General features: G+C 39.5%; 20 protein-coding genes, 2 tRNA genes, 4 pseudogenes and 1 riboswitch. Of the genes and pseudogenes, 7 read left to right on the top strand and 19 right to left on the bottom strand.

Annotated elements, in window-relative coordinates:
- The first annotated feature begins 15 nt into the window (after nucleotides 1-15).
- The gene (locus tag V8V91_RS02105; protein ID WP_373398543.1) at nucleotides 16-1,077 is read left to right on the top strand and encodes a VOC family protein; all 1,062 of its coding nucleotides are present in this window, start codon (nucleotides 16-18) and stop codon (nucleotides 1,075-1,077) included.
- On the opposite strand, the gene gap is transcribed toward V8V91_RS02105, so the two are convergent.
- Nucleotides 1,078-2,079, bottom strand: coding sequence for a type I glyceraldehyde-3-phosphate dehydrogenase (gene gap, locus V8V91_RS02100; protein ID WP_373400594.1), 1,002 nt, complete (start codon nucleotides 2,077-2,079; stop codon nucleotides 1,078-1,080).
- Nucleotides 2,080-2,278: 199 nt separating this feature from the next.
- Here gap and V8V91_RS02095 point away from each other — a divergent pair.
- The 5 genes from V8V91_RS02095 (at nucleotide 2,279) to V8V91_RS02075 (ending at nucleotide 6,072) form a co-directional block, all read left to right on the top strand.
- Nucleotides 2,279-2,350: transfer RNA gene (locus tag V8V91_RS02095), tRNA-Glu, on the top strand.
- Nucleotides 2,351-2,404: 54 nt separating this feature from the next.
- Nucleotides 2,405-2,476, top strand: a tRNA-Glu gene (locus V8V91_RS02090).
- 196 nt (nucleotides 2,477-2,672) lie between these two features.
- On the top strand, nucleotides 2,673-3,491 hold the full coding sequence (locus tag V8V91_RS02085; RefSeq protein ID WP_373398542.1) for a hypothetical protein: 819 nt from the start codon (nucleotides 2,673-2,675) through the stop codon (nucleotides 3,489-3,491).
- Nucleotides 3,488-4,132: a hypothetical protein gene (locus tag V8V91_RS02080; protein ID WP_373398541.1), complete on the top strand. Its 645-nt coding sequence runs from the start codon at nucleotides 3,488-3,490 to the stop codon at nucleotides 4,130-4,132. Before V8V91_RS02085 ends, V8V91_RS02080 begins: the two co-directional genes overlap by 4 nt.
- A gap of 62 nt (nucleotides 4,133-4,194) precedes the next feature.
- The gene (locus V8V91_RS02075; protein ID WP_373400592.1) at nucleotides 4,195-6,072 is read left to right on the top strand and encodes a HEAT repeat domain-containing protein; all 1,878 of its coding nucleotides are present in this window, start codon (nucleotides 4,195-4,197) and stop codon (nucleotides 6,070-6,072) included.
- Between the two features lie 230 nt (nucleotides 6,073-6,302).
- On the opposite strand, the pseudogene V8V91_RS02070 reads toward V8V91_RS02075, so the two are convergent.
- The 11 genes and pseudogenes from V8V91_RS02070 to pdeM all read right to left on the bottom strand — a co-directional run bounded on the left by V8V91_RS02070 (nucleotide 6,303) and on the right by pdeM (nucleotide 15,660).
- A pseudogene (locus tag V8V91_RS02070) lies at nucleotides 6,303-9,342 on the bottom strand (carboxypeptidase-like regulatory domain-containing protein).
- 319 nt (nucleotides 9,343-9,661) lie between these two features.
- Entirely contained in the window at nucleotides 9,662-10,003 is a 342-nt protein-coding gene (gene gldC / locus V8V91_RS02065) for a gliding motility protein GldC (protein ID WP_373398540.1), read from the bottom strand.
- 63 nt (nucleotides 10,004-10,066) lie between these two features.
- Complete coding sequence (locus V8V91_RS02060; protein ID WP_373398539.1) at nucleotides 10,067-10,723, bottom strand: 3-oxoacid CoA-transferase subunit B; 657 nt, start codon at nucleotides 10,721-10,723, stop codon at nucleotides 10,067-10,069.
- A gap of 11 nt (nucleotides 10,724-10,734) precedes the next feature.
- Nucleotides 10,735-11,428: pseudogene (locus V8V91_RS02055) on the bottom strand (CoA transferase subunit A).
- Nucleotides 11,429-11,438: 10 nt separating this feature from the next.
- On the bottom strand, nucleotides 11,439-12,362 hold the full coding sequence (locus V8V91_RS02050; RefSeq protein WP_373398538.1) for a bifunctional riboflavin kinase/FAD synthetase: 924 nt from the start codon (nucleotides 12,360-12,362) through the stop codon (nucleotides 11,439-11,441).
- Nucleotides 12,363-12,377: 15 nt separating this feature from the next.
- Nucleotides 12,378-13,058 carry a tRNA pseudouridine(55) synthase TruB gene (gene truB / locus V8V91_RS02045; protein ID WP_373398537.1) on the bottom strand — a complete coding sequence of 227 codons (681 nt, stop codon included), beginning with the start codon at nucleotides 13,056-13,058 and terminating at the stop codon, nucleotides 12,378-12,380.
- 1 nt (nucleotide 13,059) lies between these two features.
- Nucleotides 13,060-13,853, bottom strand: a pseudogene (locus tag V8V91_RS02040) (undecaprenyl-diphosphate phosphatase).
- A 2-nt stretch (nucleotides 13,854-13,855) separates the two neighbouring features.
- Nucleotides 13,856-14,020 (bottom strand): hypothetical protein, encoded by a 165-nt coding sequence (locus tag V8V91_RS02035; RefSeq protein ID WP_373398536.1) that lies wholly within the window; start codon nucleotides 14,018-14,020, stop codon nucleotides 13,856-13,858.
- A gap of 45 nt (nucleotides 14,021-14,065) precedes the next feature.
- A complete protein-coding gene (locus V8V91_RS02030; RefSeq protein WP_373398535.1) occupies nucleotides 14,066-14,497 on the bottom strand; it encodes a cell division protein FtsX in 432 nt (143 codons plus the stop codon).
- Between the two features lie 66 nt (nucleotides 14,498-14,563).
- Nucleotides 14,564-14,656, bottom strand: a pseudogene (locus V8V91_RS02025) (ABC transporter permease); the annotation flags it as partial.
- A gap of 353 nt (nucleotides 14,657-15,009) precedes the next feature.
- Entirely contained in the window at nucleotides 15,010-15,660 is a 651-nt protein-coding gene (pdeM, locus tag V8V91_RS02020) for a ligase-associated DNA damage response endonuclease PdeM (RefSeq protein ID WP_373398534.1), read from the bottom strand.
- A gap of 80 nt (nucleotides 15,661-15,740) precedes the next feature.
- Between pdeM and V8V91_RS02015 the strand changes: the two genes are divergently transcribed.
- A complete protein-coding gene (locus V8V91_RS02015; RefSeq protein WP_373398533.1) occupies nucleotides 15,741-16,184 on the top strand; it encodes a DUF2147 domain-containing protein in 444 nt (147 codons plus the stop codon).
- 19 nt (nucleotides 16,185-16,203) lie between these two features.
- On the opposite strand, the gene V8V91_RS02010 is transcribed toward V8V91_RS02015, so the two are convergent.
- The 7 genes from V8V91_RS02010 to V8V91_RS01980 all read right to left on the bottom strand — a co-directional run bounded on the left by V8V91_RS02010 (nucleotide 16,204) and on the right by V8V91_RS01980 (nucleotide 21,129).
- Nucleotides 16,204-16,671 (bottom strand): hypothetical protein, encoded by a 468-nt coding sequence (locus V8V91_RS02010; RefSeq protein WP_373398532.1) that lies wholly within the window; start codon nucleotides 16,669-16,671, stop codon nucleotides 16,204-16,206.
- Nucleotides 16,605-17,255 (bottom strand): alpha/beta fold hydrolase, encoded by a 651-nt coding sequence (locus V8V91_RS02005; RefSeq protein WP_373398531.1) that lies wholly within the window; start codon nucleotides 17,253-17,255, stop codon nucleotides 16,605-16,607. The genes V8V91_RS02010 and V8V91_RS02005 overlap by 67 nt, the downstream gene beginning before the upstream one ends.
- A 6-nt stretch (nucleotides 17,256-17,261) precedes the next feature.
- Complete coding sequence (locus V8V91_RS02000; protein ID WP_373398530.1) at nucleotides 17,262-18,563, bottom strand: O-acetylhomoserine aminocarboxypropyltransferase/cysteine synthase family protein; 1,302 nt, start codon at nucleotides 18,561-18,563, stop codon at nucleotides 17,262-17,264.
- Between the two features lie 188 nt (nucleotides 18,564-18,751).
- A riboswitch (SAM riboswitch) is annotated at nucleotides 18,752-18,860 on the bottom strand.
- 87 nt (nucleotides 18,861-18,947) lie between these two features.
- The gene (locus V8V91_RS01995; protein WP_373398529.1) at nucleotides 18,948-19,517 is read right to left on the bottom strand and encodes a carbonic anhydrase; all 570 of its coding nucleotides are present in this window, start codon (nucleotides 19,515-19,517) and stop codon (nucleotides 18,948-18,950) included.
- A gap of 79 nt (nucleotides 19,518-19,596) precedes the next feature.
- On the bottom strand, nucleotides 19,597-20,247 hold the full coding sequence (locus V8V91_RS01990; RefSeq protein ID WP_373400849.1) for a SulP family inorganic anion transporter: 651 nt from the start codon (nucleotides 20,245-20,247) through the stop codon (nucleotides 19,597-19,599).
- 17 nt (nucleotides 20,248-20,264) lie between these two features.
- Nucleotides 20,265-20,504 carry a hypothetical protein gene (locus V8V91_RS01985; RefSeq protein ID WP_373398528.1) on the bottom strand — a complete coding sequence of 80 codons (240 nt, stop codon included), beginning with the start codon at nucleotides 20,502-20,504 and terminating at the stop codon, nucleotides 20,265-20,267.
- Between the two features lie 97 nt (nucleotides 20,505-20,601).
- Nucleotides 20,602-21,129: a SulP family inorganic anion transporter gene (locus V8V91_RS01980; RefSeq protein WP_373398527.1), complete on the bottom strand. Its 528-nt coding sequence runs from the start codon at nucleotides 21,127-21,129 to the stop codon at nucleotides 20,602-20,604.
- Nucleotides 21,130-21,169: the final 40 nt, after the last annotated feature.

Below are 21,169 nucleotides of genomic sequence, written 5' to 3'. Positions count from 1 at the left end.
AGTAATTAGATCGGAATGAGCAAAGCAACCATTAATGGCATTCAGCAAGTAGGAATAGGAGTAAAGGATGCTAATGAAGCATGGAAGTGGTATAGAAAAATTTTTAAAATGGATGTTCCGATTTTCCAAGACAGTGCCGAAGCAGCTTTAATGACTCGTTATACGGCAGGGAAAGTTGAAAAAAGACATGCCATTCTTGCTATGAATATGCAAGGGGGTGGCGGTTTTGAAATCTGGCAATTTACATCCAGGACTCCTACTGGTCCAGCTAAGAAAATTTCCTGGGGCGATTTAGGGATTCTTGCCGTAAAAATCAGGTGTAAAGACATCCAAGAAACCTATGACTTTATGAAATCCGAAGGGGTCAACTTACTTGGAACTCCTAGCAAAAATCCCATTGGAGTTTGGCATTTTTATTTAAAAGATCCTTATGACAATGTTTTTGAGATAGAAGAAAACCAGTCCTGGTTTAGCAAAAATAAAGACTTAACCGGAGGCGTTTCCGGAGTGGTAATCGGAGTAACTGATATAGAAAAGTCTGTCCCACTATATCAGTGCATTTACCAACATTCTGAGGTGTTGTTTAATGGAACAAAAGAGTGGGAAGATTTTGCTCCTTTGACAGAAGAACAAGAGTCTTTTTCCAGGGTGATTTTAAGGAGCTCAGAGAATAGAACGGGGGCCTTTGGGAAATTACTTTGTCAAACTACTGTTGAACTGATTTCTGTCAATAATTCAGCTCGAGAAAAGATCTATAAAGGTAGGTTATGGGGAGATCTGGGTTTCATTCATGTTTGTTTTGACGTCAACGGAATGAAAACCCTCCGTGCTAACCTTACAGATTCAGGATTTCCTTTTACGGTAGATAGTAATAATGGCTTTGATATGGGTAAAGCTGCAGGACATTTTGCTTACATAGAAGATCCTGACGGAACATTGGTAGAGATGGTAGAAACCCATAAAATCCCAATTATGGAAAAATGGGGATGGTACCTCGATCTTAAAAAGCGAAAGCAAGGGAAAACACTTCCTAATTTTATTGTGAAAATGCTTTCCCTAAATAGAGTCAAATCCTGATTAAGATTTTGTGATTTTCATCGTCAAGTTGAGTAGCCTATTGGCATATCCTGCTTCATTGTCATACCAACCTACCACTTTGACCATGGTTCCTTTGACTGAGGTTAATTCAGAGTCAATGATGCAGGAATGGGGATTTCCTATGATATCCATTGAGACAATCGGGCTATCCTCTACTTCCAAAAATCCTTTTAGGTAAGAATTACTAGCTGTTTTGAATGCCTGGTTGACTTGGGCTTCCGTTACTTCCTGCTGCAATTCCACGATAAGATCTGTCAAAGAGCCATCTGGGACAGGAACCCGCATCGCTGAAGCTTCTACTTTTCCGGCAAGTTTGGGTAGCACAATATCCAAAGCTTTACCCGCATTAGTGGTAGTAGGAATAATGGAGTAGGCTGCGGCCCTAGCCCGTCTTAAATCACGGTGTGGAGCATCATGTAGATTTTGATCATTGGTGTAAGAGTGCACAGTGGAAGCAAAACCCTTCACCAATCCAAATTGCTCGTCCAAAACCTTCACCATAGGAGCTAGGCAATTGGTAGTACAAGAAGCATTGGAAATGATGCGTTCCTCCCCAGTAAGAATCTCGTCATTCACTCCCAAAACCACCATTTTAATACTTGGGTCTTGAGATGGTGCTGAGATAATTACTTTTTCCGCTCCTGCTTTTAAATGTTTTTCCGCTCCAACTCGATCTGTGAACCTACCAGTACATTCCAGGACCAAATCAATACCCAATTCTTTCCAAGGAAGTTTTGCTGGGTCAGATTGACCAAACAATTGGATAGGGTTGCCATTCACTAGTAAATGATCTTGATCTAAAGATATGGAAGCATTTAATTTCCCATGAACTGAGTCATATTTCAACAAATGCGCAATTGCTTGTGGATCTGCTAAATCATTGATCGCGACTAGTTGGAGGGATTTATTTTCTAAAATTAATTTGGCCGTGTATCTGCCTATTCTGCCAAAACCATTGATGGCAATTTTTTTCCAGAAGATGGGTTCATGGATCTGATTTGAAATTAAACCTAAAATTAGTCAAAAGACTGTAATCCCCTCGAAGAAAAATTTTATTCCTTTTAACTCAGGATTTTAGCAAAAAACCAAAGAAATTTTGGAGGGGGAATTGGGATTATAAAATGAACCTTCTATATTTGCAAAACCATTTCGGAAGGCAGGTATTTCAGCAGTCAAAAATGGTCCGTTCGTCTAGGGGTTAGGACGCATCCCTTTCACGGATGAAACACGGGTTCGATTCCCGTACGGACTACAAACAGTTGAAAATCAATGGGTTAGAAACTGTTCTTGAAATACCTTGCTGAATGGTCCGTTCGTCTAGGGGTTAGGACGCATCCCTTTCACGGATGAAACACGGGTTCGATTCCCGTACGGACTACTAAGACCAAAAGCTCAATCCCCGCATGGTCTAATCCCATTTTTGTTTTATGGTTGTTAGTGGTTAAAGTGAACCAAAATCCCGGTCTATGATCGGGATTTTTGTTTTTATAAGGATCATTTTTTGAACGGAGATGCTAGCTCATTGATTTTCCTTATTTTGTGGCATTGTTCAAATTTTAATGCCTCAACCCAAGATGAAAAATACCTATGCCAAATACCTATTGGCGGCTGCTATTCCTGGTTTTTTTGCATGTCAAGGAGAAAAAATAGACTTGCGCGAAAAAACACTTACGAAAGAAGAAATAGCAAACATGGCCCAAGCGGCTGAAACACAAATTAGTCCCATCCTTGCAGAGGGTCTGGAGCTCAAACTATGGGCTGTAGATTCACTGGTGTATGACCCTATTTCCATTCAAGTCACAGATGATGGTAGTTTGTACTACACTCGAACCAACCGTCAGAAAAACTCCGAATTTGACATTAGAGGGCACCAAGACTGGGAAATCGAATCGATCAGCCTACAAACTATAGAGGAGAAAAGATCCTTCTTGCAAAAGACCTTGTCCCCAGAGATGTCGGATAAAAACACCTGGCTTGCTGATGTCAATGGGGACGGATCCCATGACTGGCGAGACATGACAGTGGAGCGCGAAGAGCTTTATAGGTTAGAAGATAAGGATGGAGATGGTTTCGCCGATTATTCTCAAATGATGGTCCAGGATTTCAACGATGTAACGACAGATGTTGCAGGTGCTTTATTGAAATTGGAAGACAACTTGTTTATTGGGGTAGGACCAGACTTATGGAGACTTTCCGATACCAATAACGATGGCATCATGGATGAGAAAGAGTCTATTTCCCATGGATACGGAATCCATATCGGATTTGGAGGACATGGGATGTCAGGACTAGAATTAGGTCCTGATGGAAGAATTTATTGGGGAATCGGAGATATTGGATTCAATGGGAAAGGTCCAGATGGGAAAGAGTGGAAATACCCTAACAGGGGGTGATTGCTAGAGCCAATCCTGATGGAAGTGATTTTGAAATCTTCGCCATGGGAGTGAGAAACACTCATGAATTTACATTTGACCAATACAATAACTTGATTTCCGTGGACAATGACGGGGATCATGGTGGAGAAAGTGAACGCTTGGTTTACTTGGTAAATGGATCAGACACTGGTTGGAGAACCAACTGGCAATTTGGAAAGTACAGGGACCCTGAAAACAATACCTATAAGGTTTGGATGGATGAAAAGTTGTATTTACCTAGACACGAAGGCCAAGCAGCATATATCACTCCACCGATTCAAAATTATATCAACGGACCAACCGGGATGGTATTTAATCCAGGTACTGCTTTGGCAGATAAATGGAAGAACACATTTTTTGTAGCTTCTTTCGTTGGAAACCCGACAGCATCAGGAATTCACGCATTTAAACTGGAACCAGATGGTGCCTCATTTAAAATGTCCCAAACTGAAAAAGTAATGGGGGAGTATTGGCCACGGGGCTTGATTTTGGTCCCGACGGATCCTTATACTTTGCGGATTGGATTCAAGGTTGGAACACCAAGAATTATGGGAGAGTTTGGAAACTGGATGATCCATCTGGAAAAAATTGGGAAGCTAGAAAGATCACTGCCCAAGTAATCAATACTGATTTTAAAACCCTTACCGATGAAGCATTAGGAGAATATTTGGGTGATAAGGACATGAGAATAAGGAGAAAAGCCCAGTTTGAATTAGCTAAAAGAGGGGAGAAGGGCTACCAAATCTTTGAGGCCACTATCAATCAAAAAAACAATCAGCTTGCCAGAATCCATGCCATTGTAGGCATCAGCCAGTTGGCTAGAATGGATAAAATGGATTACGCAGCGTCTTTAGTTGCTTTATTACAGGATTCAGATCCTGAAATCAGAGCCCAGGCAGCAAAATGGATAGGAGATATTAAGTATAAAGAGGCTGGAAATGCCTTGATGCCTTTGTTGAGTGATTCAGAAATCAGGGTTCGGTTCTTTGCTTCAGAGGCTTTGGGAAGAATATCCTATGAACCTGCAATTGAAGGTTTGATCAATGTATTAAAGGAAAATAATGACGAGGATGCCTTTTTAAGGCATGCTGCGAGTTTGGCTTTGGCAAGAATCAATAAGAAAGAGCCATTGATCGCTTTGGCCTCCAATCCATCTCCCGCTGTTCGTTTGGGAGCAGTTTTGGCATTGAGAAGAATGGCCGATCCAGGCATCACGGCTTTCCTTTCGGATTCTGATGAATACATCGTTACAGAAGTTGCCAGAGCCATCAATGATGATTTTTCTATTGAACCAGCACTTCCTGCCTTGGGCGATTTATTAATGACTACTTCCTTTCAAAATGAGCCATTGATCAGAAGGGCCATTGGGGCAAACCTTCGTGTGGGAACTGAGAAATCCCTTGAAAATTTAAAAACGTATATCGCTAAGCCTGGAATCAATCCGGTATTGAAAGCTGAGGCTATTGCTACCATTGGTACTTGGGCAAAGCCATCCGTTTTGGATAGAGTTGATGGAAGAAACCGTGGAGCGGTTGAGAGAGATTTAGCACCTATTCAAGCCTCAGTAGGTAACTCATTAATTAAATTACTTTCTGACCGAAGTGATCTTATCAGAATAGAAGCTGTAAGGTCAATTGGGAAATTGAAAATTTCGGAAGCTGAGCCAAATCTTATCACAATTCTAAAAAATGATCCGGTAGATCCTGTTCGTGTTGAAGCCATATTGGCACTTGCCAAAGTGACCCCAGACAATATATCTGGTCCTATTGAAATGGCGATGAATGATAAATCAAAGGCAGTAAGGGTTGTAGGATTGGACTTATTGACTAAAACAGATATCTCTGAGGATTTAATGGAAAACCTATTAAAAGACGTCATTCAAAATAGGACCATTGAGGAAAGACAAGCTGCATTACTCAGTTTGGGAAATCTTCCAAATTCGGCCAATCTTGAAATCTGGAATTCTTTATTAGAGGATTTGAAAGCCAACAAACTTCCTAATGAAGTGATGATTGAGTTAGAAGAGGCCATTTCAGAAACAGGGTCAGAAGAACTTAAATCCAAGTATGATCAAATTCAACAAGAAAGAACTGGAGGAGATCTTGTCGCACTTTACAGCGGTGCCCTAGAAGGAGGTAGTGTACGGGCTGGACGTAGGATTTTCTTCCAAAATCAAACTGCTCAGTGTATTCGATGTCATGGATACGATGACATGGGAGGAACTGCAGGTCCACATCTAAATGGAGTTGCCAATAGACTTTCCAGAACACAAATCCTGGAAGCTTTGATTGAACCAAGTAAGAGACTCGCCCCCGGCTATGGTTTTGTTCAGCTTACCTTGAAAGATGGTACCGCGGTAAATGGTACACTGATGGAAGAAACAGAAGAAGGATTGGTAATTAAAGAAGCCTCAAAACCAGAGCGATTAATTCCCAATGCTGAAATTTCAGAGCGAAAGAATTCCCCTTCCAGTATGCCGGATATGAAAGCCATTTTGAGCAAAAGAGAAATCAGGGATTTAGTAAGTTTTGTGAGTACGATGACAAAAGAGTGGGAGTAATCCTTTCGATTGAATTTATGGTAATAGAAAAGGAGGCAGAATCTGCCTCCTTTTCTTTTTTGTACGCCTAAATGGCCCTGTTCTTTACATAGCTCATTGTATATTATCATATATCAACTTTGCTCAATATGAGATTAGGAACACCTCAAAATCAGAGCTTGGAGTATTACTCGAATAGGCTCTTTCTACTTTTATTTTGAACCAACCCCCTTAGTTGATTTGTGTCTTTATTAATTCAAGAATTCATCAAATGTCAAGCTTACGAAATACATGGTTCCAATGGTTGGATTTCCCAAGCTTGTGTATATCCATTACTAAACAAGTTGGAACCACCTACTTTAAGGATTGATTTGATGCTTTTCAGCTTATAACTTATTTGAGCATCCAAAGCACCATAGGCAGGCACCACAGAGAGTTGTTGGCTAGAAACAGGAGCATTTACAAATGATGATTGCCAAGCAAATTCACCTTGCCATCTATAAGAAACAGCAAATCCCAAATTCTCAACTACCTCTCTGTTTCCAAAATTAAGCACATATCTATATTCCGGTGTATTGAAGCTAGGTTGGAAACCAGTCTCTGCCAATTCCTCTAAATTGGATAGGGTATTATAGGACACGTTTCCACCAATGGTGTAGCCTTTAGGCAGTTTGTAGTCCAAACTTGCTGCCCATCCCCATGATTCAATGATTTCAGTTCGGTTTACAGGGATTGAATAGACATTTCTTCCACCAGGGCCAGCACCAATTAGGTTCAATCCGGTTATTGGATTAGGGCCACCTAACCCTGCATCAGAAGCATCTTGGATTAACACCTGATTTCCATTGAAGTTTTCGAATCGATTGAAATACGCATAGGCATCCACCAACAAATTATTACCCACAATCCCTTTATAGCCCACCTCAAAAGACTTGACTCTTTCGGGTTTAAATTCTTTGATCTCATAAGGTTGCAATTGATCCACATTTGCACCTGCGGCATTTACAGGTACAATTTGAGCAGCATATACTGGAACTAAAGTGGGAACCAATGCTGCAATTGCAGCAGGAGCCTCACTAGGAGGAATAATTCCCTGCTGAACTTGCTGCATCACACGTTCAGTTGCGTCTTTAATCGCAGCATCTGTAGCTTCTTGAATACTCTGATTATATACGGGAGATCCAGGCTGTGTATCAACTAAAACAGCTGCTCCATAGCTACTCACATTCGCTAAGGTATAACCTGGGTTCGCATTCAAATTGTAACGGTTTGCGAAGAAGGGTAACCCACCGATCAATCTAGCTTGCGGAGTGTTCAAGTCTATGTATTGATCTTGATTATGAGGAATTCTGAAACCTGTTTGATAGGAAGCTCTGAAATTATGGTTTCCTACCGTATAGACTCCCGAAACCCTAGGAGACCATTGTCCTGCGAAATTTTCATTTTTATCGTATCTGGCAGAAGCAGTCAATTTGAAATGGTCATTGAAGAATCTTTTGGATCCTTGAATGTATCCACCATATTCATTGATGTTGAATTCATCCCCGTTTTCATCCAATGCGAAGATGGTTCCATTGGAGTTTAAGCTATAAATTCTATAATTAGCACCTACTACAAATTCGGCAAACTTGATTTGTTCAGAGAAGTTATAGGAACCTTCAAAGTGGTATAAGTTACTACTATCAACAAACCTTGCCCCAACACCGTTTTGATCACCTGGAATTGGCTTTGAGGAAACTACTCTTAAAGCATTTTCAACTTCTGCTGTTCCTGGAACGAATCTCCCTTGATCGGCAAAAGCTCTTGCAGCCAAATGAGCTTGATCGGCAGGTAGACCAGCACCTACTGCCTGAGCATAAGCACCAACATATTCTGGGAACCATTGAGTACTGGGTTTCCAGGCTTCATTGATTCCTTGGGCGGCAGTACCAACTGCAAAGGCATCTCCAGAGCGTTCTTGGGTAGTATAAGCTCTCAAATACCAGTTGGAAGCTCTTAATTCAGCTTTGTATTGTCCCATGGTAAAATCTTTGAGAGAATATCTATCTGCTCCAGTATAAACTGTGGTTCCGAAGCCTAGGTTTCCTTGTAAAACGGCTTCAATATTATCATTGATTCGATAATGAAGCGCTGCATTCAATTTGATCGATTTGGTGCCGTAATCAGCTATATCACGTTCCAAATATCCAGTTCTGGATACAAAGGTGTTGGGAATCAATGGAAGCGCAGCTTCCGGTAAGAAGCCCGCTGCTGCCATTGCTTGTGCTACTGACTGCATATTCACATTGTTATCATCTCCATAAATATTCACCCCATTATAGGCAGGGTTGTTTTCAGGAGTTCCTGTTTCTATTGTAGATCCATTCAATAATGATTGATCTCTAAAATCATTGGCCTGCCAATCGTCAGCAGTCAAATATTCAAAGTTTACTTTGAAAGCAAACTTATTACTGAAGGCTTTTGCATAACGTGCGCTGAAATTATAAAAACCTGTGGTTGGATTGGACCTGTTGCTTTCATTCATAATACCAGTTTTCAGGTTTGCAGAAAGTCCCTGGTATAAGAATGGGCTTTTGGAATTCATCAACAATATTCCATTGATGGCATTAGGACCATAAAGTGCTGATGATGCACCTGGAAGTAATTCTACGCTTTCCAGATCCAGTTCGGAAATTCCTACAATGTTTCCCACAGAGAAATTCAAACCTGGAGCTTGGTTATCCATTCCATCGATCAATTGTACGGTCTTACATTCCCGTTGGCATTGAAACCACGGGTATTGAAAGATTTGAATAGGAGAGACTGAGTACTCATTTCTACTCCCTTCATGTTATTGATGGCATCGTAAAAACTAGCTTGCGGTGCATCTCTAATAGCAATGATGTCCATTTTCTCAACAGATACCGGAGATTGCAACACACTTTCTTCCATTCTGGAAGCAGAAACCACCACTTCCTGACCAAGGATGGATGTTTCTGTCATTTGGATGTCTAAATTACTGACACCACCCGTAACTTCTACTTCCTGAGAATTGTAACCTACCATAGAAAATACAAGAGTAAATGGAGGCTCTTGGTCTACGCTTAGGGAAAAATTACCAGAAAGATCAGATATAGTACCAATAACTTTTCCTTTGACAAGAATGTTGACACCCACTAATGTTTCTTTTGTGTCAGCATCTGTCACCACACCAGAAACCATCGTTTGGGCAAAAACCTGAGCCGAGGCCATGGAAACTAGAAGGAACAGCATTAATACTACCCGCTTAATTTTTGGAGTAGAGTTTATCATATAGTGTCTAGGTTTAAATGTTAATAATGAATTAGATAAGGGGATTAAGGGTAAATTTCACCTGAAATTTAGCTCAAATAGCAAAAAAAAAATCGAATTAGTAACTTATTTAATTAAATAGTTTACTTGAAGAAAAGTGGCTTTAGTGGAAACTGAGGCTATTTTTAAAGAAAATTTAAAAAAATTGGGATATTCATTAACAATCCTATTTTGGGAAATTCATTTTGTTAAAAAAAAAAAAAATATTTTTTTTATTGATCTACATCAACAAAAAAAGCCCGTTAAAAAACGGGCTTACTCATTTATTTATAAGAATCCTTTATTTGGAATTTTTATTTTCCTCGTTGACATGTCTAACCAACCGGTCACAAAGATCTTTTATTTCTTCAGACATGTATTCATCACCGGTACTGTTCAAGATTGTTTGCCCCATTCCCCCGAGAATATCAATATAAAATCTCTTCATTTCTACCACGGACATATCTTCAGTCCAAAGATCAATTCTTAGTGTACTTTGATTCAGGTTGTCCCAAATATTCAAACTGATACTTTTGGTAGATTCCAGCCCCTCATTTTCTTTATCTGAAGCATCCCAGGTAATGGCTTTTGGAAGGCTTTTCTCGTCTAGTTCAATTTGAAATTTAATATCTGACTTTTTCATTCTTGGAAATTTTTCTGGTAAACCCTTAGATCTTTCATAGAGTTCAATTGCTGATGTATTTATTTAGAGTATCATTTCTGGCACCCCTCCATTAATTATTAGTTTTCCCGCGGTTTTAGATTTGATCTCTTCGACACTCACTCCAGGAGCTCTTTCTTTCAGAATAAATCCTCCTTTAGGATCCACTTCCAAGACCGCTAAATCTGTGACTATTTTCTTAACACAGTGTACCCCTGTAATAGGAAGGCTACATGTTGGAAGTAGTTTGGACTCCCCACTTTTTGAGCAGTGCTGCATCGCCACTATAATATTTTCAGCAGAGGCAACCAGATCCATAGCACCTCCCATTCCTTTCACCATCTTACCGGGAATTTTCCAGTTGGCGATGTCACCATTTTCAGAAACCTCCATGGCTCCAAGAATGGTCAAATGCACATGTCCTCCTCGAATCATCGCAAAAGATTCAGCTGAATCAAAGAGTACAGATCCTTTGAGCATACTGATGGTTTGCTTTCCTGCATTGATTAAATCCGGGTCCACCTCTTCTTCCTTTGGAAAGGGGCCTATCCCCAAGAGACCATTTTCTGATTGGAGTACAACCTCCATATCGTCTGGAATATAATTGGCCACTAGGGTAGGAATCCCAATTCCTAAATTGATATACTGCCCATTTTTCACCTCTTTGGCAATCCGTTGAGCGATTTGATCTTTACTTAACATGGATTTTGGGTTTAATTGGAAACAGTTCTTTTTTCAATTCGCTTTTCGTAATTCTTGCCTTGGAATATCCGTTGTACATAGATTCCAGGACAATGAATCTCATTGGGGTCTAATTCACCTATTTCTACTAATTCTTCTACTTCTGCAATACAGATTTTACCTGCTGTAGCCATGATAGGATTAAAATTCCTGGCGGTTCCTTTAAAAATAAGGTTTCCTGCAGTATCCCCCTTCCAAGCCTTAATAATTGAGAAGTCAGCTTTAAGTGCACGTTCCATTAGGTATAACTTCCCATCGAATTCCCTGGTTTCTTTCCCTTCAGCCACTTCCGTACCTACTCCCGCGGGCGTAAAAAGGCTGGAATCCCTGCTCCTCCAGCACGGACTCTTTCCGCAAGTGTTCCTTGAGGAATCAGGTCAACTTCTAATTCTCCCTGCAGTAATTGTCGTTCAAATTCTGCATTTTCACCTACATAGCTGGAAATCATTTTTTGACCATATGCTTCTTGAGAAGGAGTCCTATTCCAAAATCATCCACTCCCGCATTATTGGAGACTATGGTCAAACCATTTATATCCAGGTCCAGTAATGCCGAAATACAATTTTCCGAAATTTCGGAAAGTCCGAAACCTCCCATCATCAGCATAGCGCCAGAAGGAATATCAGCTACTGCCGCCTTTGCATCTTTTACTGTTTTATTGATCATAACGTTGGGTTTATAGTAAAGACTTGGCCAATTTCTGATCCATGGCCAGTTGATTTTTCAAATCTTCAAGATTGTCAAATTTCCGCTCTTCTCGTAAAAACTCCTTTAAATATATCGTGATCTGTTTATCATAGAGATCCCCAATGAAATCAAATAAATGCGCTTCTACGGTTTTTTTGGTTCCACCCACTGTGGGCCTATTGCCAATATTCAACATGGCTTTGAACAAAGAACCATTCACCAAAGCTTCCACCGCATAGACCCCATCTTTGGGAATCAATTTGTAGTCGTTCGGAATGTGGATATTTGCAGTAGGAAAGCCAATGGACCTACCTATTTGCTGTCCTTTAATAACAATCCCATTCAATTCATACGGACGGCCAAGGGAACTGGTCGCTCTTTTTACATTTCCAGTTTCCAGGGCGGTCCGGATTTTGGTACTGGAAACACCTATTTCATCTACATCTTGACGGGAAATTTCCTCTAGTTCAAAGCCAAATTCCTGATGGTGCTCTTTTAAATACTCAAAACTACCTTCCCTGTTTTTACCAAATCGGTGATCGTATCCAATTACCAGCTTTTTGGTATGGATTTTCTCCACCAATACTTTCTCAATAAATTCCCGGGAGCTCAATTGAGAGAATTCCTTGGTAAATGGTATGGTAATCAAGTGGTCGATTCCAAAGTACCTCAATAATTTGGTCTTCTCCTCAAAGGTGCTTAACAGCCTCAAATTATGTTCATCGGGATAAAGGACCAACCTTGGATGAGGCCAAAAAGTAATTAATACAGTTTCCCCCTGTATATTCCTTGCGATTTCACGGATGCGTTTCAAAATCTTTTGATGTCCTAAATGTACTCCATCAAAGGTCCCACTCGTCACTACCGGATTGGGAATATGAGGTATATCACTTAGTCCTTCGTAGATTTTCATCGTTTTATTGTTGAATTATTCAGCGATTTGCCGAGACTTGATTTCTTCAATCAAATGGGGAAGTTCCTTTGCTTCAGACAGTTTAAAACCCCCAATTCTAGTCCTACATAATGCACTCATATATGCACCCACTTCTAAGATTTCTCCAAGATCCCGTGCCAAACTTCTAATATAGGTGCCTTTTGAGCAGGAGATCCTAAAATCTATTTCTCCAGCTTCAAACCGTGTGATCTCAAATTCTCGAACCTGCACCGATCGAGGTTCCATTTTGACATCTATCCCTTTTCTGGCAGATTCATAAACTCTTTTTCCATCTACTTTGATGGCAGAATGCATAGGAGGGACCTGAAGGATATCTCCAGTCAATTGCTTCACTGCAGACTTTACCTCCTCTAAAGTAATGTGTGCAGCGTCTGCTACAGGAATTACAGGTTTCTCCAGATCAAAGGATTCCGTGGTGGAGCCAAGTACAAAGGTTCCCGTGTACTCCTTTTCTTGCCCCATAAATCCTTCAATTTGTTTGGTCATTTTACCAGCGCAAACAATCAAAAGACCTGTGGCCAAGGGATCCAAGGTGCCCGCATGTCCCACTTTTTTAATTTTGAGTGCATTTCTGACTTTCTTGACTACATCAAAGGAAGTCCATTCCAATGGCTTATTAATCAAAAAAACCTCTCCGTAGGGTTGCTCTTGCATGCTACAAATATAAACCACTTACAATTGCAATGATACCTGCAATTAAACAGTACACCGCAAAATAGCTGAGTTTGCTTTTTCTAACCAAAGAAACCATCCAAGTACAAGCGAGGATTCCAGAAATAAACGCAGCAAAAAACCTGCGCTCAAATATCCAATTCCTTCCGTTTCCATGGATAAACCTCCGTCCAAAATATCCTTTGCGATTTTTCCTAAAATCAAAGGAACCACCATCAAAAAGGAGAATCTTGCAGCTTTAGATTTATCTACACCTAAAATAACGGATGCTGAAATTGTTGCTCCAGATCTTGAGATTCCTGGGAGAATTGCAATTGCTTGTGCTATACCTATCTGAAATGCTTTAAAATAGGTAACAGGTTGATTCGTGTTTTTGGCCTTGTCTGCTAAATAGAGTAGGAGCGCAGTCAAGACAAGCATAAATCCTACAAAGACGACACTACCACCAAATAAGGTTTCCAATTGTTCTTCAAAAGCTAGGCCTACCACGGCTGCTGGGATCATGGATAGAATGATCTTGACCACAAATTGAGTTTCTTCATTCCATTTGAATTTGAACAAACCAATAAGAATCTCTGCGATGTCTCTTCTATATACTATAATGGTACTGAGTGCAGTGGCAAAATGAACTACAATGGTAAACATCAAACCTTCTGCGGGCATTTTACTCTCACCCAAAATAGCTTTGCCTAGTTCCAAGTGTCCACTAGATGAAACCGGTAAAAACTCCGTCAATCCTTGAATGATTCCAAGGATGATCGCATCAATAATCTCCATTGTTAATTTTTCTCGGTTTTAGCGAAAATGGCGTAGAATTCAAAAATAAAACCTGAGAGTGTCACGATAGGACCTAGAGTCAAACCAAGAAAGCCATTTCCATGGGGTTCATTGTCTAATCCAATAATGATAAAACCCACTACTATCAACGCAAAGCCTATGGCCATGAGCTGATAATTTTTTTAGAGAAAGGAAAATGTGATTTGCTCATGTTAATATAATTCGTCCAACGACATGTTTAAATACTTATTTACTGCTCTTAAGGTACTCAATGCAGATAAAACTCCTCCTACACCAACTAATACTGCAAAGAGCATAAACAGCATTTGTTCATTGTGTAATAGTCCAAATCCTTCAATATTCGCTTGAGTATATTTCACTAAACCAAATAAAATCATCGATGCAATAGCTCCTGCCAACATTCCAAAAAACCATGCCCTTGCAAGAAATGGTTTTCTGATAAATGCTCGGGTGGCACCTACCAATTGCATGGATCTAATCAAAAATCGTTGGGAAAACAATGCCAAACGAATGGTATTGTTGATCAGCATAATCACTGTGATTATCAAAATCAGGATGAATCCTCCAAGTACTAAGCTGACTTTCAAAAGATTCTTGTTGATGGAATCCACCAAATCCGTCATATAGGAAACCTCAAAGATCCCATCGATGGATTGGAGTTCAGAAACGATTGCATCCAGTTGTTCGGATGTTTGGAATTCCTCCGCAATGGTGATGACAAAACTATCTCTTAAAGGATTGTCTTCTAGAAATTTGGTAAAGTCTTCTCCGGTACTTTCTATAAAAGTAGCTGCTGCTTCCTCATCAGATATAAACCGTAATCCTGTGGTATCACTTTTTTGAGTAAAAAGGGACGGTTTTCTAAATTCTCTTTAATCGAAGCAATTTCATCCTCTTCTAAATTCTTATCTAAAAACACTTGAACCTCAATATTCTCTCGAATCATGCTAGTCAGTGACTTCGCCTGTATCAGGATCACTCCAAACAGACCAACAATAAAAAGTGAAAGTGTAGTACTAAATAAGACACTTCCAAATTTGAAATGTCCAAGTATTTTTTCTTCCTAGGTTGGTTTGCCATAGATTTAGTTTTCTCGTCAAAAATAATCAGCCTATCCCTTATAACCAATCGAAAATCAGGAAAGGATTGGAATCACTTTTTCATTTGTAATTCCAAAAACCTGATCCGTGGATTTAGGTTTTATCAATGCTAAACCAGTAAACCTTCCAAAAGCGGGAAGAATTAACTGATTTGGCTTATAATAAAAACAAGATAGTCGAATAGACTGCCTTGCTTTCCCCACAAGTCTTATGCCCGGATGAATATGACCGCATAAATTTATTTTCTGTTCAGAAATTACATCCATGGGTTCATGGGATAATATCAGGTCTCCTAACTCAATAGGACTTTTATAAACCGTAAAAGCCGATTGGGTATAGAAACTCGAATCTAATATATCGTGATTACCTAAAACCAAATGAAAGCTCACCTGAGAGAACCTTCCCAAAAATTGATTTAACACTTCCCATTGTCCATTCCAATCACTATGAAATAAATCACCCAAAAAATACACATGTTGTGGATGATAGCTTTCTATGATGGATTGAAGATTTGCGAGATCTTCAAAGTGTATAGGTTCTGGGATAGGAATTCCTAATTTTCTAAAATGACTTGCTTTCCCAAAATGTAAGTCAGCTATGAAAACTGAGTTCAAAGTAGGTACCCATACTGCTTTTTCTTTTAATAAAATAAGTTTAGTTTTCTGGAAGTTTATCTGTGAAATCACTATTTTCAGGGGATATCTTTATTAGTCATGTAATTAGTAACCAATCTATTTAATATTAGATTATCAATCAGGTCGATTTTATGAAAAAATGTCAACTAGCTTCAGTTTTATTTTTGGTGTTGGTCGTTTCTTCATTTAATAGCTATGCGCAATCTGAATCCCCAATTCTTGGAGTTTGGTACAACACTGAAAAAACAGCTCAGATTCAAATTATGAATACGGGGGACCAATACCTTGGGAAAATCATTTGGTTGGATAATCCTAACAAAGATGGGACTCCAGTCTTAGATAATGCAAATGAAAAGAAAGAATTAAGAAGTCGTCCAATTATGGGCTTGACAATCTTAGAGGGGTTAAAGTATGAGGACGGAATATGGAAAAATGGAAAAATCTATGATCCAAATTCAGGAAAAACCTATTCCTGTGAAGTAAAGCTCAAAGGAAAAGAAAAATTAGAAGTGAAAGGCTACCTGGGTTTTTCCTGGCTAGGCAAAACGGTAGAATGGACCAAAGTAGAAAAATAAAGGCGGTGAAATCACCGCCTTATTTATTTTCCAGATAAAATGAATGTAAGAAATAGGAGAGTTGTTCGAATTCAATCAAGAAGGCATCATGTCCTGCGGTAGAATTAATTTCCTTGTAAGTCCCTTTTTTCGCATGTTGTGAAATCAACCTGGATTCTTCGGGCAAAAACAGTAAGTCAGAATTAACTCCAATTGCCAAAATTCTTGCTTGAATTTCACTGAGAGCTTTTTGATGACCACCTCTTTTCCTCCCAAGATCATGACTATCCATAGTTTTACTCAAAATCCAATAAGATAAGGCATTAAATCTTTTGGTGATCTTATTGCCTTGATACCTCACATAGGAAGAGGCTCTGAACCCGTCCAGTTTTTCCTCCGAATCCAGTTGCTTATTCTGGAAATCATCCGGATGTCTATAACTCAACATGGCCACGGCTCTGGCAGCTTCCAATCCCTTAATTCCCGCATCTTCCTTTTTTTCCCCCATGATTGGTCTGCTTCTATTGCCATCCTTTGCGCCTCATTCAAACCGATTACCCAAGGGCTACTTTTTGAAGTGGATGCTAGTATTACGGCATTTGAAAGCCTTTTTCCCAACAAATAGGCCCATTCCAATCCAACTTGTCCACCTAAAGATCCTCCGATAAGGGTGTGGATTTTTTCAATGGATAAATGTTCTCTTAACCGCTCTAGACTAGCAGCCAAATCACGTGTAGTCAATTCAGGGAAATCGTAATAAAAAGTGTTTCCAGTTGCTGGATTTACACTTAGTGGACTAGTAGAGCCATAGCAAGAGCCTAATAAATTTGCGCAGACGATGAAATGTCGGGATGGGTCAAAGAATTTATCTTCACCAATTAACCCATTCCACCAATCTGCTGCATTGGAATCTCCCGTCAAGGCATGAATGACCCAGATTACATTTGAACCGTCCTCATTTAATTCCCCATAGGTAGTATAGCTCAAATCAAACTCCGTGAGGATTTCACCTGACTCTAGTTCTAAAGGGGTACTCGAATGAAACAATTCCTGGGACATGGTAATCGTTGCGAATTGACTTTTTAAATTCATTAATACTTATAATTTTTCAAATGCTTGTTGCAAATCTGCCTTGATATCATCAATGTGCTCGATACCAACAGAAACTCGCAATTGGGTAGGGGTGACACCTGCCGCTAATTGTTCCTCATCGGATAATTGTTGGTGAGTAGTAGCAGAAGGTTGAATAATTAAGGTTTTGGCATCCCCTACATTGGCAAGGTGTGATACCAGTTCAAGGCTATTGATAAAGGTGGAAGCTTCTTCTTTATCCCCTTTTATTTCAAAGCTTAATACTCCACCAAATCCATTTCTTAAATATTTTTTAGCCAAGGCATGATAAGGAGAAGAAGGAAGACCAGGGTAGTTTACCTTTTGAACTTTTGGATGAGCTTCAAGCCAGGTAGCCAAAGCCAAGGCATTGTCTACAGTTCTTTGAACTCTTAAAGAAAGTGTTTCAATTCCCTGAAGCAGTAAGAAGGAGTTGAAAGGAGAAATAGCCGGCCCAAAATCTCGAAGTCCCTCTACTCTTGCGCGTATTGCAAAGGCAATGTTAGGAAGGCCTAGGGGATTATTTTCACCAAATACTTCCCAGAAGTTTAATCCATGATATCCCTCTGAAGGTTCAGAAAACTGTGGGTATTTTCCATTCCCCCAATTGTAATTTCCTGCATCAATGATAATCCCTCCGATCGAAGTACCGTGGCCACCAATCCATTTGGTGGCAGAGGAGGTGACAATATTTGCTCCATGCTTAATAGGTTGAAATAAATAACCACCGGCACCAAATGTATTATCTACTACCAAAGGAATATCATGTTTCTTTGCCAAAGCAGAAATGGAATCGAAATCAGGAATATTAAATTCTGGGTTTCCAATGGTTTCCAGGTAAATGGCTTTCGTTTTCCCATCAATTAGAGATTCAAAAGAAGCCGCATCATTACCTTTGGCAAATCTTGCTTCTATGCCTATTCTTTTAAAAGCGACCTTGAACTGATTGTAGGTACCACCATATAAAAAAGAAGTAGAAACAAAATTGTCTCCTGCACTCATGATATTGTTTAAAGCCAAAAACTGTGCTGCTTGACCTGAAGCAGTCGCTACGGCTGCCACTCCTCCTTCAAGGGCTGCCATCCTGTTTTCAAACACCTCTGTTGTAGGATTCATGATCCTGGTGTAGATGTTTCCGAATTCTTTTAGCCCAAATAGGTTAGCGCCATGCTCTGCACTATTAAACACATAGGAAGTGGTTTGATAAATTGGGACAGCCCTGGCATTGGTAGCCGTATCAGGCTGGTGACCAGCATGTAGTTGAAGGGTTTCAAATTTTAAGTTTGACATAGTTATTAGGGATTTAATGAAAACATAGGGTAGTGGGTACCCTTAAATATGAAAAGATTGATACAAAATGAAGCATGCGACAAAACCGTCCCTTGAGCGCAAAAGATGTTCTTATTCCAAAAGCGGAAATTAATACCTGTTAGTACCGATAAAGGGAAGAGATAAAATCCAACGTTCATGCCGCAAAGAATTTATAGTTCCATTTAAGACCTTCTCAAATGGCAGGAATTGGCACCTTGGACTTTCCAGGTTGCCAGAGGGTCAATGAGCCTGTCTCTCGCCTCTTCTTTATAAATCCTAGCACTTAAAAAGTGAAGGACGATGCAAATAAATAGCCCTAATTTTGATTTTCAAAACAAAATCTGTTTTTGTGACTAAATATTTCTAAAAGATCTTATCTAACTGGTTCGGGTCGTATCTAAAAATTGGATGAATATTTTCAAAATCAGGCTCAATTTTTATCAATTCAGATACCTTCCCATTGTCTATTCCATATACCCATCCATAAATGTGAGGAGCCTTTCTTGTTTTCCATGCTTTTTGGATAATAGATGTTTTAATGAGATCCTGGCATTGTTCAATGACATTGTATTCTACAAGTTTATTCACTTTACTTGCCTCATCTTCAATAGCGTCCAATTCTTCGCTATAGGTTTTATAAACTTCTTTGATATTGCGAAGCCACTTATTGATTAATCCAAGATGATTATGCCCTAGCGCAGCACTTACACCCCCACACCCATAATGCCCACAAACGATGATGTATTCAACTTCCAATACCTCTACTGCATATTGTAACACACTTAACAAATTCAAGTCAGTATGAACCACCATATTGGCAATGTTCCTGTGTACAAAAATCTCTCCCGGATCTGTCCCTGTGATCTCATTAGCAGGAACACGACTGTCTGAACACCCAATCCACAAGAATTTTGGCTTTTGCTGCTTTGACAATCGCTCAAAAATGAGCTGTCAGATTCAGTCATTTCTTCTGACCACGCCTTATTCTGAAGCAATAGTTTTTCGTAAGGGTTCATACAGTTTGGGTTAATTTATAACGGAAGCCTTCCGTAGTAACTTCAATATTTTTATCCATTGAGGTCAGAATAAAATCATTCAATACCTCTTGAATATCATGGTCTATGAAACGGGCTTTCTCAGCATTGATAATAACCTGACAACCGTTAGGGATTTTCGAAAGCTCTTTCATCAAAGGTGCTTTATTCAAAAAGCTTACATCTTTTTGTAATTGAACTAAGTAGTTGCCATTCATTTCTGTAAATCTGATGGATTTTTGGAAGTTGGTCTTTATGACAAAGAATAATCCAAAAGCCATTCCTATTCCTATTCCTATCAATAGATCTGTAAATAAAATGGCTAACACCGTCACTGCAAATGGGATAAATTGAGACCATCCTTTTTCATACACTGAAACGAAGATGGCAGGTTTGGCTAGTTTATACCCCACTAAAAAAAGGATTGCAGCTAAGCAGCTTAAGGGAATCTTATTCAATACTCCTGGAATTGCCAAAATCAAAACCATGAGGAGGATTCCATGAAAAATCGCAGACATTTTTGTTTTAGCACCACTAGAGATATTTGCGGTACTTCTGACAATTACAGCAGTTACTGGAAGCCCACCTATCAATCCAGATACAGAATTTCCTATTCCTTGAGCAACCAGTTCTCTAGATGAAGGTGTTATCCTTTTTGAGAATCCATCTTATCTGCAGCATCCACACTTAACAATGTCTCAATTGAACCAATCACTGCTAAGGTGACAGCAATGACCCAAAAGGAGCTTTCTGCGATCAAAGAAAAATCAGGAAAAGTAAGAAGGTTTCCTAAATCCCCGAAATTAGATACGGTAGGAATGGTCACTAAATGTTCCCCATCCAAAGTCCACTCTGGCTTCCAAAAAGAATAACTCGTATTAATCAAAATTCGGAAACCACCGCCCAAAGCGCGCCTGGTACCAATCCAAGTATTCGATGGTTCTTGATTTGAGGTTGCTCAAACGCAATCAATATTCCCAAAGCTACAAGTACAATGACGATGGCTCCTGGGCTATTGAATTCAAATGCATACCATATTTCTGAAAACGTATTGTGGTCATCACTTTGTAAAAAGCCTCATCGCCCATGGTATCTTTATCATAGCCCAATGCGTGAGGAATCTGCTTTAAAATCAATATTAATCCAATAGCTGTCAGCATTCCTTTAATGACAGAATGCGGGAAATAATACCCTAATACACCAGCTTTAACTAAGCCTAAACCCAATTGAATGAGACCAGCTATCACCAAACATGCCAAAAAGAGGGGAAAAGTACCTAATGTGGAAATAGAATCTAAAACGACAACAGTTAATCCAGCTGCGGGTCCACTTACACTTACATGAGAACCCGAAATAGACCCTACAACAATTCCCCCTACAATCCCAGCAATCAAACCAGACATAGGAGGAGCTCCACTTGCAATGGCAATTCCCAAGCAAAGCGGCAAGGCAACTAAAAATACAACTAGACTAGACTTTAGATCATATTTAAGATTTTCTCCAAAAAGCATAAGTAAAATAATGATTGTCTAAAATTCAACTCTAGGTATA

This window comes from Algoriphagus halophilus (genome assembly GCF_041729275.1).
Classification (GTDB): domain Bacteria; phylum Bacteroidota; class Bacteroidia; order Cytophagales; family Cyclobacteriaceae; genus Algoriphagus; species Algoriphagus halophilus_A.
This window is presented reverse-complemented; position numbering and strand designations above follow the sequence as displayed.